The 12,762-nt window shown below is 59.1% G+C and carries 17 protein-coding genes; 5 read left to right on the top strand and 12 right to left on the bottom strand.

Annotation, left to right across the window (positions count from 1 at the left end; translation table 11 throughout):
- Positions 1 to 330: a hypothetical protein gene (locus tag JT360_RS19695; RefSeq protein WP_214473398.1), complete on the bottom strand. Its 330-nt coding sequence runs from the start codon at positions 328 to 330 to the stop codon at positions 1 to 3.
- A gap of 50 nt (positions 331 to 380) precedes the next feature.
- Positions 381 to 659: a hypothetical protein gene (locus JT360_RS19690; protein WP_214473397.1), complete on the bottom strand. Its 279-nt coding sequence runs from the start codon at positions 657 to 659 to the stop codon at positions 381 to 383.
- Between the two features lie 57 nt (positions 660 to 716).
- On the opposite strand from JT360_RS19690, the gene JT360_RS19685 reads away from it, so the two are divergent.
- Positions 717 to 1,073, top strand: coding sequence for a hypothetical protein (locus tag JT360_RS19685; protein ID WP_214473396.1), 357 nt, complete (start codon positions 717 to 719; stop codon positions 1,071 to 1,073).
- Here the strand turns inward: JT360_RS19685 and JT360_RS19680 are convergent.
- The 7 genes from JT360_RS19680 to JT360_RS19650 form a co-directional block, all read right to left on the bottom strand.
- Positions 1,070 to 1,360, bottom strand: a complete 291-nt coding sequence (locus JT360_RS19680; RefSeq protein WP_214473395.1) for a hypothetical protein — start codon at positions 1,358 to 1,360, stop codon at positions 1,070 to 1,072. The genes JT360_RS19685 and JT360_RS19680 overlap by 4 nt on opposite strands.
- 31 nt (positions 1,361 to 1,391) lie before the next feature.
- Positions 1,392 to 1,844 carry a Ros/MucR family transcriptional regulator gene (locus tag JT360_RS19675; protein WP_214473394.1) on the bottom strand — a complete coding sequence of 151 codons (453 nt, stop codon included), beginning with the start codon at positions 1,842 to 1,844 and terminating at the stop codon, positions 1,392 to 1,394.
- 154 nt (positions 1,845 to 1,998) lie between these two features.
- Positions 1,999 to 2,952 carry a DUF5996 family protein gene (locus JT360_RS19670; RefSeq protein ID WP_214473393.1) on the bottom strand — a complete coding sequence of 318 codons (954 nt, stop codon included), beginning with the start codon at positions 2,950 to 2,952 and terminating at the stop codon, positions 1,999 to 2,001.
- Positions 2,953 to 3,246: 294 nt separating this feature from the next.
- Positions 3,247 to 3,651 (bottom strand): MAPEG family protein, encoded by a 405-nt coding sequence (locus JT360_RS19665; protein WP_250888920.1) that lies wholly within the window; start codon positions 3,649 to 3,651, stop codon positions 3,247 to 3,249.
- Positions 3,652 to 3,936: 285 nt separating this feature from the next.
- Positions 3,937 to 4,149, bottom strand: coding sequence for a hypothetical protein (locus JT360_RS19660; RefSeq protein ID WP_214473392.1), 213 nt, complete (start codon positions 4,147 to 4,149; stop codon positions 3,937 to 3,939).
- The gene (locus JT360_RS19655) at positions 4,150 to 6,594 is read right to left on the bottom strand and encodes a relaxase/mobilization nuclease domain-containing protein (protein ID WP_214473391.1); all 2,445 of its coding nucleotides are present in this window, start codon (positions 6,592 to 6,594) and stop codon (positions 4,150 to 4,152) included.
- 3 nt (positions 6,595 to 6,597) lie between these two features.
- On the bottom strand, positions 6,598 to 6,999 hold the full coding sequence (locus tag JT360_RS19650; RefSeq protein WP_214473390.1) for a plasmid mobilization protein: 402 nt from the start codon (positions 6,997 to 6,999) through the stop codon (positions 6,598 to 6,600).
- A gap of 709 nt (positions 7,000 to 7,708) precedes the next feature.
- Between JT360_RS19650 and JT360_RS19645 the strand changes: the two genes are divergently transcribed.
- The 4 genes from JT360_RS19645 (at position 7,709) to JT360_RS19630 (ending at position 10,030) form a co-directional block, all read left to right on the top strand.
- Positions 7,709 to 8,422, top strand: coding sequence for a ParA family protein (locus JT360_RS19645; protein ID WP_214473458.1), 714 nt, complete (start codon positions 7,709 to 7,711; stop codon positions 8,420 to 8,422).
- Positions 8,415 to 8,855 (top strand): hypothetical protein, encoded by a 441-nt coding sequence (locus tag JT360_RS33615; protein WP_250888919.1) that lies wholly within the window; start codon positions 8,415 to 8,417, stop codon positions 8,853 to 8,855. The genes JT360_RS19645 and JT360_RS33615 overlap by 8 nt, the downstream gene beginning before the upstream one ends.
- 30 nt (positions 8,856 to 8,885) lie before the next feature.
- Positions 8,886 to 9,251, top strand: coding sequence for a hypothetical protein (locus JT360_RS19635; RefSeq protein ID WP_214473389.1), 366 nt, complete (start codon positions 8,886 to 8,888; stop codon positions 9,249 to 9,251).
- A 269-nt stretch (positions 9,252 to 9,520) separates the two neighbouring features.
- Entirely contained in the window at positions 9,521 to 10,030 is a 510-nt protein-coding gene (locus JT360_RS19630; RefSeq protein ID WP_352127869.1) for a helix-turn-helix transcriptional regulator, read from the top strand.
- A 67-nt stretch (positions 10,031 to 10,097) separates the two neighbouring features.
- Here the strand turns inward: JT360_RS19630 and JT360_RS19625 are convergent, their stop codons facing one another.
- From JT360_RS19625 to JT360_RS19615, 3 genes are all read right to left on the bottom strand, one after another.
- Positions 10,098 to 10,652 (bottom strand): hypothetical protein, encoded by a 555-nt coding sequence (locus tag JT360_RS19625; RefSeq protein WP_214473388.1) that lies wholly within the window; start codon positions 10,650 to 10,652, stop codon positions 10,098 to 10,100.
- 403 nt (positions 10,653 to 11,055) lie between these two features.
- Positions 11,056 to 11,607 (bottom strand): ubiquitination-like system serine protease family protein, encoded by a 552-nt coding sequence (locus JT360_RS19620; protein WP_214473387.1) that lies wholly within the window; start codon positions 11,605 to 11,607, stop codon positions 11,056 to 11,058.
- Positions 11,604 to 12,734, bottom strand: coding sequence for a hypothetical protein (locus JT360_RS19615; protein ID WP_214473386.1), 1,131 nt, complete (start codon positions 12,732 to 12,734; stop codon positions 11,604 to 11,606). The genes JT360_RS19620 and JT360_RS19615 overlap by 4 nt, the downstream gene beginning before the upstream one ends.
- Between the last annotated feature and the right edge of the window lie 28 nt (positions 12,735 to 12,762).

Below are 12,762 nucleotides of genomic sequence, written 5' to 3'. Positions count from 1 at the left end.
TCAGTTCCGCAGGGCTTCCGGCACGCTCAGCGGCCCAAGCTCCAGAATTTGCTCATAGGCGCCCTGCCGGCGCCAGACGCCGCGAGCGCGCCCATTCTCCCTGTCTCGCTTCGGATCGAACATCATGCCGCTGAAGTGGTCAAGGAACGCCGCCGCCGCATCAGGATCGGCGAAGCAATGCAACCGCCATTGCTCCTGCTTGCCGTCTTCCCAAACCGCCAGCACCGCTCTGGTCCTGCATGTGAGGCCGCGCTCTTGCAGAAAGAGCCTGATCAGCGTGTAGTTGCGATCGGTGCAAAGGTCGTCGGGCAGCGCGACTTGGTGCGGCAATTCGCGATCGATGACTGTGGGCGTGGGTATTCCCCGGCTGCGCCTGACCATCAGTGTCGGGCGCTGGCCGTTTTGCTTTCACGCAGATAGATGTCGGTCTGTTCGCGCATCGCGTCCGAAAGCGACAGCGCCAACTCCAGGTTTTCCGGGTAGATTGCCAATATCCATGTGGCCGTCAATTCAGCAATGGCCTGCTTCTGACTAACGTCAGAAAGACCGCGCATTTGCTTCGCCATTTTGTTGACGGCCCGGTGAATTGCGGGCCGCTCGCGCTGTACCGTTGCATATATCTCGGGCTGCTCGGACTCGGTGTCGATGATCGATTTCATGGCCGTGTCTCCATTTTGTCAGCAGTGAACAAAAAGAGAACGAAGAAGTCAAGACCCTTGACCTGGCAGGAATATGTTCCTCTTCTCAGCATAATGCCGGAACAACCAGAAAAATGGCCACGAGGTGCCCCATGGACGTTGATGCACGCTCACAACGCGGGGCAGGTGGCTCGTATTTGCTGCGGCCACTGCAACATCAAGCGCTTCTATAAGCCGCTAGAGCTCCGAGAAGTCATTGGCAATGTCACCATTGATCAGGTCCGGGCAAAAGTCCGCTGCGAAAATTGCGGTCGCAAGGAATCGATGAGCGCGGAACTGTTCCATCCCGTCGGTCAGGAATTGGTGACGATCCGTTTCCGACGTTTGGTCGAAATCAGATGGGAACGGCGGGTTATCTGGAGAGACGAAAGCTAAGCGCTCCCGTCCGTTTCGCAGTCCTCATCGATCTGGCGCACCGGCAGATACGCGTTGGTTTCGAGCCACTCGCGCAAGATGACTTGAATTAGGTCTGATCTGCCGATTTTCATTTCAGCAGCAATGGAGTTCAGAGCGTCATCAGTTGCCGGTTCCAGCGGCACGCCGGCGACGTTTCTGAGCATCAACGCCGCGCGTCGCAAGATGATCTGCAGATCCGCGCGCGAAATGTCTGCGATGCGATCGGCAGCGCTTTCAAGCTCTTCGGCAATGGATTGGCGCGTCATCGCATTAGTCCGCTTGCCTGACGCAGGATCTTTAGGCCTTCACCCGCTTGGCTGCCGCCTTCTTGGTCGGCATTTTTGCGACCGGCTTGCGACCAAGTCCGATTGACTTCGCCAGCTCTGACCGTTGTGCAGCGTAGCTTGGTGCCACCATAGGATAGTCCCGCGCCAACCCCCACTTGGCCCGATACTCGTCAGGCGTCATGCCGAGCAAGCCCAAGTGCCGTTTCATCGACTTGAACTTGCGCCCGTCTTCCAAGGAAATGATGTGGTCGGGAAACACAGATTTTTTCGGATTGACTGCCGGGGTCTGTGTTGGCTGCTCAACTGCAGCTGACTTGACCAAGCTGACGAGCGCTGAGTTCACCGAAGAGATAAGATCGGGCAGGCCTGCTACAGGCACTGCATTATTTTGGACAAACGCCGCGACAATATCCGCGGTCAATTCCATCAATTCCGCGTTTTGGCGATTGTTCTCTTCGGTCATTCATCAACTCCTATTGCAAGTCCCCTTTCGTATGGGGGAAAGTCGGATCGCGCAAGAAGCAGCACCACACAACGAAATGCTCGGGATCATCGGCCGGCCGCTGCGTAGATTCCTCCGAGTTTTGTCCCTCTTTTGGTCTTGGTTGCTCCTTTTGTTAGCTCACCGTGCGCGGCACTCGCGGGGTTCCGAAATTACATTCAAGGGACTTCCGGTCCCATCCGGCTGCGTCTGCCGCGGCCTCGTAACTCGATTGCAGGAAGCGCATGAGTGCCTCTTCCGGGTCCGGGCTTTGGCGGACCGCTTCATAGGGCAGCAGGAACTCACCCAATGTCGGGTCGAAGTGGGCCGCCGCCGGCGCTACGGGCCGCTCGGCAAAGCCGTCGGGCGCCGGATAGGCGTAGGAATAGAACATCGGCTCGTTCACGCCGCCGCCACCGGGCCAGAACCCGGCCGAAGACACTTCGTGACTATAAGCCTCCTGGGTCACCGCATCGGGTAGCGCCGGCACTCCGCCGGGATGGCGAGGCGCCTTGCGGCCCGAAAAGCGCGTCACGGCAAGATCAAACGATCCCCAGAACAGATGCACAGGCGACACCTTGCCCAGGAATCCGGTGCGGAAACGCGTGAACACCCGCTCGATCTGCATCAGCGCCCTGTGGAACCGCTCCGCCGCCTCACGGTCGTAGGGACGCTGCGCGGTGTCCTCGGCAAAACGCTTCGCATTGGGAATCTCGTTTGGAGCCCCATGGATGTCCATCCGTCCGCCAAGCTGCCCCACCAGATTGGTGGTCCTGTCAAGGAAATCGGCCACGCTCATCGCCTCCAGCTGGAAGCGCTTGCGCACGGCGGGTGTTTCACCGATCAGGGCATGTTCGTGGAGATCGAAGGTCAAGGCGATGGTCTCGCTGCCATCGTGCACCGTACCCGTCGACAGACCGCGGGGCGTCACGTAAAGCGTGGCCTGCCAGGAGTGGTTCGCCCATGGTGTGTGCGCGAGGCGGTACTTGCCGACGATCTGGCTCCAAAGGTGCAGTGCGGCGCAGGTCTCGGCCCAATCTGCATAGGGCAACGCCGGCCAGCGGTTCTTGGTGTCTGGTACGTCGCTCATCCGATCGGCTCCATGTCGTGGCGAGGGAATGCGTCGGCGAAAGATCGCTGTCCCAGATACTCGCCGCCGTTCTCGTTCAAGACGTCATCCATCCCACTACGAGCGGCTCGGGTTCCGTTAAACACCTTATCTCGGTGTCCACGAAACCGGCAGCAGGCCACCTTGCTGCTGCCTGTTTTTGCGGTTCGCTCGCCTGTCAAAAGGAACAATCTTTCGGCTCGCCAACCGGAGCGGGGTTTGCAAGGCTCCCGGAATCGAGGTGGTCCGCGTTCATGTTCGGTCATTCCGCACTCCTCAGATCAACAGCATCCAGCACCAATAAGCACCAATCACCATTTGCACGGCGAACGCGGTGAACCTGAGACTGACTGCGAGTTGGTTGGTCGAGACGAGGTGGATCACCGACTGCGCTATCCGTGCGCCTAACAGCGTGGAGGCCAAGGGATTCGTGACATCTGTCTTTGAAATAATGATCGCGACTCCGAGCAGACCTCCGAAGATTGGAAGCCCTTCTATGCAGTTGGCGTGGGCACGGGCCAGCCTCTGCATGAAGGGGGAGAGCGATGCGTTATCTGGCGTAAAGCCGTTTGCCGCGACTTGTCCGGAGATCACTAGGTACGTTCGGATGACTTCCATCATGATCAGCAGGCCTAGTGCCCACGAGATGAATCCGGTCAATGCAAAAGCACTCGCCGACATATGCCGTCCCCGTTGTTCGCCCTTTGGTTCATTGTCCCCTCATGGCTTCCCGGAAGCCCAGCGTTTGCGGGATTTACGGCCAAAAGTCGGGGACAGCAGAAACACCATTGTCCCCAAGCTCCTCTCCGAAAACGCCATTATTCTCCGGAGCTGGCGATTAGCTCCAAAAATCCCCAGCTTTTGACAACGGCAATATCAATGCCTTGGCGCCGGCCTTGGCGGCAAGGCCGGGCGCTATCACTGCGCTTATCCTTGCATCAGACTTGCGCGCCCAAACCCAGACTATCAGAACGGCCAAGAGCCGGCCAAAAAAGCCAGCGTTTCGCTGCTCCACTGCATGAAGTTTTGGTACCAGCCAGACACCGTTTCATAGGCAACCTGCAGGGCGCCCAGGAAGAAAACGAAACAGATGACCATAGCAAATAGCTTGCCAAACGCTTCGTCACCCTTCGGGTCGCTGTACTGGTAAACGTAGTCCTGTCGATCAAACATCGTCATCTAACGGTCCCGGTCGTCGCGGTCGCGTTCCCTTCTTTCTCGTTCCTCGCGTTCCATCTCCTCGAGGCGGGGAATGTGCTGTTGCGCCGGATCGGTCCGCGTCGTTTCATCGCCGCGTTGTGCGGCCTCCTTGTCCCTGTTTAACTTATCCTGCAGCCGATTTGTAGCATCGACGGTCGACGCCAGGTCGTGAGCCTCGCGCTCGGCCACTTCGTCCGGCCGGCGCTCGGCCTCCCCGAGGCGAGCTTCCCGCTGCTGTTCGGTCACGGCATCGACATTGGCGGGGGTTCTGCCCTGCTCTTCTGTCGGCCGCTGTTGGGTCTGCTCTGCCACCTCGATAGCGCGCTTGAGCTCCGGATCCTTCTCGGCCACCTCGCGCATATAGGTGTTGCCCTGGACGGCAAGCTCCGCCGCGCGAGCCAGTCCGCGCTCGATATCAGCTCGCAATACCCTTGGATCGTTGGAAAGCTCACCGGCCTCAATCCTGTCCAAACCCTCGCGACTGGTTTCGATGTCCATAAGAATGTCATTTGCCGCCTCGACAACCGCCTCACCGTGTTTGGCGACTGCCGCATCCCACTGTTCATTCGCATCGTCTCGACGCCCGTCTCGCCTGGTCGCAGTCCCCTGCTCCGTCTGGGCCTGGCCCTTCAGCTCGTAAAGCTCCATGAGCTCACGCCGGCCGTTCACATGCTCGCGGGCGACAGACGCGACTTCATCAAAGTCATCTCGCTCGTCCGGACCGACGTTCCGTTCCAGCCGGAACAAGGCCGTCTCGACCTTCTTTTCATAGGCTTCAAACTCCGCCCGTGTTGTCTCACGCATTTCCTGGCCCTCCAGAACGACTTTCTGCAATGTTACCAGATTGGCGCGGAATTTGGAGCCAAAATCTGCATCGATGACATTCACGCTCGCTTCCGCCTGACTTGCCGAAAGGCTTGCCGTCAAATGATCAAGCTGCTGTTCTGCAAAAGCGACAACATGCCGATCACCGCTGGCGAGCGCAATTTTTTGCCAACTCTGCGTTGCCTTTATGGCATACTCCCGGCTTCTCTCGGCCTTCGCCAGACTGCGCCTTCCGCCCCGCTTGGCGTCATACCGTCCCTGCGCCGCCTCGCTCGTCCCGACGTGCTCGGTCCTCCCTTCCCTGCTCACCGGCCTCACCTGATTGCGGGTAAAGGCGGGCGGACTGGCGAACTCGCGGCGATCGGTCATCTCCATCGCTATTCCCTGCGCGCGGGCCTTCTCAGCCATTGTGGCCCGCCACTCCCGAAACACCTGAGGCGTCGTCTCGATCCGATCGCCCGATTCCGATCGCATCGTGATGATCGCATGCGCATGGACATGGGGCCGCTTGCCCCCCTCGCCTTCTTCCTTCGGATCATTGGCCGGATCATGCATGGCAAACACATAGCGATGGCCGGCGAACTGCTCGGCAAGGAAGTCGCGTGCAGCGTTTTCAAACGCCTCGACATTCGTGCCGGCCCGGGCCGACATGATCAGATGCATCACGTCGCGGCCTTTGCGGCTGTGCAGATCACCGCGCCATTCCTTTTGCACCAGATCGCCAGCGAGCTTTTCGTCACCTAGGACTTGGCCGCGGTCGTCGCGAACGTCGCCGTCATGACGTTCGACCAGGCTCCGCAATTTGCCGGCGCCATACTCGACACCGTTGCCGTAGCCTTGGAACGAGAACCGTGCTGCCCCTTGCGCGGCTGCACTGGCGTCATATCGCGCCTGAATGATGCTGGCAGCCCTGTCGTCGCCAGTCAGCCGCTCGCCTTGCCCGCTTCTGAGCACGATCGCCCCTTGAACCGTCAGCGCGCCGTCGGCCTGGCGCGTCACCGCATAAGCATAGCGTCGATCGCCGAATGCGCTCGTCAAACTGTTCCTGACCAGCTCATGCATCGCGTCGTCTGACGAAACCGCCGCAGTCGCAATCTCTACGGTGAAGCTGCCGATATCGCGGCTCTCTGCGCGGTTCTGGAACAGATGGTTCCAGTCGCCCCGCAACCGCGCCAGGTCCTCGCGGCTGCTGATGCGCTCGCCGTTCTCGTTCTCGACGGCGAGCTCGCCGCCGCGCGACACATAATTCAGCATCGCCCCTACCCTCGCGCCGGCGCCATAGGATGCCATTTTGACAACCGCGGGCTGGCTGCCCTGGGCAACCGCCGCAAGCCGCGCTTCTATTGAACGGGACGCCGCTGCTGCCCGCGTCTCGGCCGCGAAGATCGGCCTGGCAGCCGCTCGTTGCATTTTCGGCCGGCTGCCACCGCCGCCACCGGGACCAGCACCACCGTCGCCGCCCTGCGCGGCCATCGCTTTCAGTCGACGCTTCATTTCGTCTTCGGCCGACCGCCGCTTTCCACCAAGCGACAATTCATGCAGCAATGCCGCGCGCCGCTGCTCCCATTCGCCGGTGAAGGCGCCGAAGAAGATTTCCAAAGCCTAGGCCTCCCCTCGCCGCTTGTGGCCGGCACGCTTCGCCAGCGATCGCAGCTCCGTCAAAACGGCCGCCTGGACGCGCTGCACGTTGCCAAGATTGATGTCGAGCTCGCTCGGGTGAACGGTCTTGCCGCTGTTTATTGATCGCGCCACCTGGTTCAGGTTCACGCCGATCGCGCGCATGTCCTCCAGCAGCAGCGCCATGACGAGCCGATCGTCCTTAGTCAGGATCGGTCGTACGCCGGAGCCTTCGAGGATCAGCGATCGGAAGAATCCGGAAACCGTCATGTCGGCTGCCTTCGCGGCCTTTTCGATCGCCGTATATTCGTCCGCGCTGACGCGGGCATGCACCATCCGACCCTTCCGGTCCGGCTCGAGCCGGACCTCGAATTTCGCGTCGTCCATTGGCCTTGGGCCCCCTCTCTGGCGCTTGCGGCAGGCATCGAGGGCTTGTTCCTCGATCGTCGGGAAAAATGTCGCACATTTTTCCGTATCCTGCCACCATCAATAGACGTTAAATTTGCACTCAATCAAACCAACCTTTTCGAGCGGCCCACACTTCGCTCGACTTTATCGCGACCATGAGCAGGGCCTTCGCCCCTGCCCATCAAACGTTAAAACGCTCTCCAGGGTTCACCTCCAGGACCGCTTTGTCGGCCTTTGTGTGCCCCTCGTACTCGCCCGCAAGGGACGCTCCGCTCTTCGCCCTGGCCGGCTGCGTGCGAGCGCCTCACAGACGGCACTTCGCGCGGCTCCGGGGTTCACCACAAAAGGAGCGGGAAGGCCTGCGGCGGCGCTGACGGCCTTTTTGGCGAGGGAAAATTGCGTCGACTGGCGAGGGCTCCAGGGTTTGCTCAACGCCAGCGCGCGCACCATCCAGTTTCACACGACTTGTTCACACGATGTGTTCACATGCGATGACGTTACGATGTGAAAGTAAGATGTGATTGAAGTATCACACCTTGGGATAGTGAGGCGTGATCGCATCGTGTAAAAACGCCATGCGAACGCAAGCATTCACTTCGTTTGGAAATGCAGTTGCCCAAGAGGAGGCATGAGCGTGGCGACGGCCTGCCGCGTTCAAGATTTGAAGACGGCAAAAGAGGGATCGAACATGCCTCGAAGGATTTGCGCGATCAGCGGAAAAGGCGGCGCCGGGAAGACGACGATCGTTATCCTCGTTGCCGGCGAGTACGCTATTCATGGAAAGAAGGTTCTTCTGATCGATGCCGATCCGCGCCAGAACCTCGCCGAATGGTGGAAGCGCTGTGAGGCCAAGGACAATCTTCCGGCCAACATCGAGCTGCACAGCGCGGCAACCCAGCGAAGCATTGAAACCGTGCTGGCCGAACAAGACGGCGTCTACGACGTCATCCTGATGGACTCACCGGGCGTCGACAGCGTCATCCGCGATACGATCATTCGCAACTCCGACCTGGTGCTGACGCCAATTCAGCCGAACCAGGATGAAATCAAGGCGGCCGGCGAAGCCGCCACCATCACGGCGGACATTGGCGACAGGGAGGGGCGCACGATTCCCCACGTCAACGTGGTGACGCGCGTCGCCCTTCCGGGCCGCGTTCTCGAGGCTTACAGGCTGATCCGTCCGTTCATCGCCAATCTTCGCGACAATGGCTATGAGTCGACGTTGATGGAAACCGAGCTCACCGAAAGAAATTGCTACCGCGAAATCCGTAACGGCCTCGGCACCTTGCAGATGCTCGAGCTGACCGCCCCGGTCATGAAGGGTCGCGCGGAGATCGCGGCGTTTGTGGCCGAGCTCGATCGCCATCTCGCGGCAAACCGGGAAAAGGTGGGAAATGTCTAAACCAGGCAAACTGTCCGTCTCTGACTTTCCGATCGCACCGCGACGGCCGAAGCCGGCCACGTCCAAAGCCGCAATGAAACCAGCCTCTGTGTCGGAAGAGGCAGGGGCGCGAACGGCTGCGAGGGAACCAGCAGCGGCGCCGGTTTCAGAAGCGGATGCGACAAGAGAACGGCCGCGGCGCGGTCTGCCGAACCCGAGCAATGAAGAGCGAAAGAGCAAGTCGATCGAACGTGCTCTGGCTCAGGAGGAGGGACGCTATCGCCTGCGCGACCTCAAACGAGCGCACACGCGAGAAGCCAAGCACTACGTCAATTGCCCGCTGGACTACGACACAAAAATGCGACTGCAAAAGGCCGCCTTCGACAACGACATCAAGATGACGGTGGTCATAAAGGCAGCCATCGACCAATTTCTCCGAGACAACGGCTATTGATCCGTGGGCGGCCGAAGCTTCCTGCTCGGGATGACGATTGGTATCCTTATTGGCATCTACGCCGCACCGTTCGTCGGTAGCCAAGGCTTCGACTTTGGTGAAGGCTCAAAGGCCGTTTCCCTATTGAACGGACTTAGGGAATCCGCTCTCGATGCGTCCATCCGGCCGTCTGAGGAAACTGCCAAAGGCGAGCTGTTTCGCTTATCCAATTGGGATATCTCAATGCACGGGACCGGATCGACGGTTACCGTGAAGCGATGTATTAGTCTCGGCAAAGATTCTATCGCGTGCGAACTCTTGGCGCATCTGGGGTGGGTCGATGGGGAAAAACTTGTCGAAGCTGTGTTCGAGGGCGAACCGGGTACTTGGCGAATGGTTGCAGCCAGGGCGCGCTGATTTTCTCTCAGTGGGCTGTGCCTATCCCCGCGCCAGCTCAAGGGCGTTATGAATGCAGGCTTCCGCCAGAAAGAACCATGCAAGGCGAGCGCAACACGGCCCTGCTGGTCGTTTATTGCGAGTAGCGGAAAGCGCTGTCCTCACTCCCCGCTTCTGGAAAATCGCTGTGCAAGGAAGTGCCGGGGCGTACTTGGGTCAATCCCGTTTTGAATGTTTGATTGAGGTCGTCGCCCTGCCCGCGACTGGAAAAAGGCAAGAAGGGAGAGGACGTGGCTAAGGATATGGACGCTTATAAAAACAAAATGGAATTGGTTGAGACGATCGATCCCGAGATCGACAAGCCTATTTTCCGCCGTCCGGGGTTCGAAGGCATCAAAACCCTCGGCGAGATCGATGAAAGAATTGCCACGTTCATCCGCAAGGCGCGCGAGGACAAGGATCTGACCCGCGCGGAGCTTGCTCCCTTGCTTGGCCTTTCGATGCAGGTTTATGGCCGCTATGAACGTGCCTTCTCAAAAATGCACGTAACTAGGATGATCCACCTGTGCGAGATCCTCGGATTCATGCCGATGGAAATGCTGTTCAGCGCTGCCCCGCATCTATGGGGCCGCACGCCGGAGGAAGCGCGCGACAGCATGGAACTAGCACAACAGGTCGTGTCCCTGCCGCACGGCACCAAGCGCGATCTGCTGGCCCTGGTCAAGAAAATGGTAGCCCTGGAGCGTGCCGCTGACGGAGCGGCGGTGGGAACGCAAAAGGGAGAAGAAGGACGCCTTTAGGCGCCTCGCGCTGCGATGAGTGGCGCCGGGCGGGAGCATCACCGCGAGGCATTAATAGGGCCACGCCTTAAGCATCGACCTTCTTCAGGTCCGAGAGCCGCACAAGGCCGTTTTGGCTGCGTAATGTCAGTGTCGCATCCCTACTTTGCGCCTGGGCGATCCCCGAAATAACGTGATCGCCGGTGTCGTAGATCGTACGCTGCCCGGCATCCTCGATGACTAGTCGCCGCGTGTCGGGATAGATCGCGTAGCGCAGATGGTTCTGCGATCCGGTCGATGAGGGTGTGCCGAGTCCGCCCGGCCAACTTTCAGGTACCTGCTGCTGCGATCTATAGCTCACTTCGGCAGGCTCATTATGGGCAACCTCAGGATTCTCCCGCAGATAAGCTGCTAGATCCGTGGCCACAGCGTTCAGCTTCGCCCTTAGCGCATCGTTGAACATGTCGCCGACCATTGTCATGCCTGACGACCACTGCGACATGCCGCCGAATTCGGCATGGCTGAACTGCGCCATGGAACCGCCGCCCGAGCGCAGGGCACGCAGCACGGTTTCTACCGCGTCCCTTGACAACCCGTGCCGCGCCGCCAGCCGCGCGACCAATGCCGTTTTGAGATCATCCACCGTACTGCCTCAACTCTTTTCGCCATTTAACACTGCGACGGGGACATCGTTCCACATGCCCTAACCTCGGAGCACGCCAAGGGGCAATTACAGCCCTGTCCGCGCGTGGAGACCGACAACTTTCCGCCTTTGCTCGGCATGGCCACAACGAGGCACTCTGAGCGATCAGGATATTGTGCAACGAGCACCTACCCAAGTTCGCGGCCGCGCGCCTGCCCTGAGCGGAATGTTCAAGTTCCAGGCCGCATTCTATGCAACTTTGACTCTATATTGATCAGCGATTCCTGCCCCAGGACATCCATTCCGACCCTGCCGACGACGCGTTGATGATCGCTACTTCACCCCAAGAATTCTGATGAACTGTCCACACCTCGAAGTGAGCTACGCGTGCCGCTACTTGGTCTCACCTAACAGAAGGCGCCGCATCCAGGCGAGAAATCCTCCCTTGCGCGGCTGCTCCGGTTTGGATTCCTGCATGGACGTTTTTTCGCAGGCGGTCGCGCTGAGCGTCTGCGGGGTACTCCGCGAACCCGCGGTCAACAAGCTTGCGAGCGGCACGCGCTACGTCCCACGGAATCTCGTTGAGCTCTTCCGCGATCTCGTGCGTGGATCTGAATCTGACGGCGTCCAGTGTCGCCAGGACCTCGGCCTCAAGAGCGGCATCATAGGCCGGCTCCTGGTTGCCCATTTCAAAGCGGTCGCACCAAATAATCCGGCTTTGCCAGACGATGAAGTGACTCCCGCAGCCGCCATCGCGCCAAACGGATGGCGAGAGGCTGATCGCGTTGCCCTTGCGGTAAAGACGCCAGGCCTTTCCCCCCGCGGATCGAGGTTGACGGGAGACCCTGCTGAATTCGATCGGCAAACGCGGACCGTTTGGCTCAAACTCCGCAGCTACGGGCCAGATCGCCACGCTTCTCACAAGGGAACCCCAGGCCAGGACTGCGACCTTCATTCACCCTCGCCTGCAAGGTCATCGGCCGCGCCCATTCGGAATTTTGCGTCGTAGTTCACCAAATAGTCGACCTGCTTCGGAGATAGTTCAAGATAGGACCCGAGCTGACGATCGAGTTGATCAATTATCGCTTTACTCTTCTTCGGGTAAATAAACTGAATTCGAAGAGTATCATGCTTGAACCGCATCGACCTGGTCACAGACCTTTCCTGCAAATCATCCATCAGTGATACGACCGTATCGATTATCTGATCGGAATACGGGGAGCTGGCCAACGCTTCCAAGTGCATTGGAAGCGCCTCAACCTCCCGCTTGTTGAGATGCCGACAATCGGAAGTTACTGTGACAAACCAATAGAACAAATTAGAATTGAGGCAGGCCAGTGCCAAACTGGCTAGCCGGGAGTTTGTAAACGTTATCCGCTTGAATTCGGATGGCGGTCTCTCGTTACCATTTCCGTCCAAGACCTTCGGTGTGAAGTTAAGGACCTGAAGAAAGTATCCTACCTTTCTTGAATACAGTACGCAGCCACTGCCGCCCCTCACGAAATACTTGGCGAGTGGGGTCTTCTGGTGGGCAAGATGCTCAGCGACCTCTACGTCACGTTCAGAGCCAAACTTCGCCATGCTCTTGGGCACCAGCGTCAGCGACGACCTAGCGTACGCCAGCATGCCAAATAGATGTGGTCTCTCTTCCGAGAACCACTTTTGATAGCGCGTCGCGTAGATCGTCGGGGAATTGGACCGGATTCCCAGGATGTGTATGGTTAAGCGGATGTGCTCAAGTCCATCGAACAGTCGAGAAGGTCTGTCGTCATAATTGCTGAAGTACAGGTCGTAGCTCGTAAGATATTTTTGGAGAGGGTAGTAGCGGTCAGTCGATACGGAGGAAACCGGAACAATGAATCCTTGGCGGCCGCTCGCACTAATCAAATGGCCGCATCTCTCGAGTACGAGTGCGTATAAATTCCCGCATCCCTCGCATTCATAACCCCTAGCGGCGTAAGCCCTTACGCGAAGGGGGAACCTCTTTTCCCCGCCGAGGACACGGAGGATGCCAAGATCCTCCAGAAGCAGGGCGACGCCCACGAAGCGAAGTTTCTTGCCAAGCTGCGTGCAGAAGGCCATCGCGTTATCGAGTTCGGCCGCGACCGGG

The sequence above is a fragment of the Mesorhizobium sp. dw_380 genome (assembly GCF_018588885.1).
Classification (GTDB): Bacteria; Pseudomonadota; Alphaproteobacteria; order Rhizobiales; family Rhizobiaceae; genus Mesorhizobium.
The sequence above is the reverse complement of the archived record's forward strand: the minus strand, read 5'-3'. Positions and strand labels throughout refer to the sequence as shown.

What these genes read in the sequence shown, in the direction of transcription:
- JT360_RS19690 (WP_214473397.1), bottom strand. Translation starts at nt 659, where the DNA reads ATGAAATCGATCATCGACACCGAGTCCGAGCAGCCCGAGATATATGCA.
- JT360_RS19680 (WP_214473395.1), bottom strand. Translation starts at nt 1,360, where the DNA reads ATGACGCGCCAATCCATTGCCGAAGAGCTTGAAAGCGCTGCCGATCGC.
- JT360_RS19675 (WP_214473394.1), bottom strand. Translation starts at nt 1,844, where the DNA reads ATGACCGAAGAGAACAATCGCCAAAACGCGGAATTGATGGAATTGACC.
- JT360_RS19670 (WP_214473393.1), bottom strand. Translation starts at nt 2,952, where the DNA reads ATGAGCGACGTACCAGACACCAAGAACCGCTGGCCGGCGTTGCCCTAT.
- JT360_RS19665 (WP_250888920.1), bottom strand. Translation starts at nt 3,651, where the DNA reads ATGTCGGCGAGTGCTTTTGCATTGACCGGATTCATCTCGTGGGCACTA.
- JT360_RS19660 (WP_214473392.1), bottom strand. Translation starts at nt 4,149, where the DNA reads ATGACGATGTTTGATCGACAGGACTACGTTTACCAGTACAGCGACCCG.
- JT360_RS19650 (WP_214473390.1), bottom strand. Translation starts at nt 6,999, where the DNA reads ATGGACGACGCGAAATTCGAGGTCCGGCTCGAGCCGGACCGGAAGGGT.
- JT360_RS19645 (WP_214473458.1), top strand. Translation starts at nt 7,709, where the DNA reads ATGCCTCGAAGGATTTGCGCGATCAGCGGAAAAGGCGGCGCCGGGAAG.
- JT360_RS33615 (WP_250888919.1), top strand. Translation starts at nt 8,415, where the DNA reads ATGTCTAAACCAGGCAAACTGTCCGTCTCTGACTTTCCGATCGCACCG.
- JT360_RS19635 (WP_214473389.1), top strand. Translation starts at nt 8,886, where the DNA reads ATGACGATTGGTATCCTTATTGGCATCTACGCCGCACCGTTCGTCGGT.
- JT360_RS19620 (WP_214473387.1), bottom strand. Translation starts at nt 11,607, where the DNA reads ATGAAGGTCGCAGTCCTGGCCTGGGGTTCCCTTGTGAGAAGCGTGGCG.
- JT360_RS19615 (WP_214473386.1), bottom strand. Translation starts at nt 12,734, where the DNA reads ATGGCCTTCTGCACGCAGCTTGGCAAGAAACTTCGCTTCGTGGGCGTC.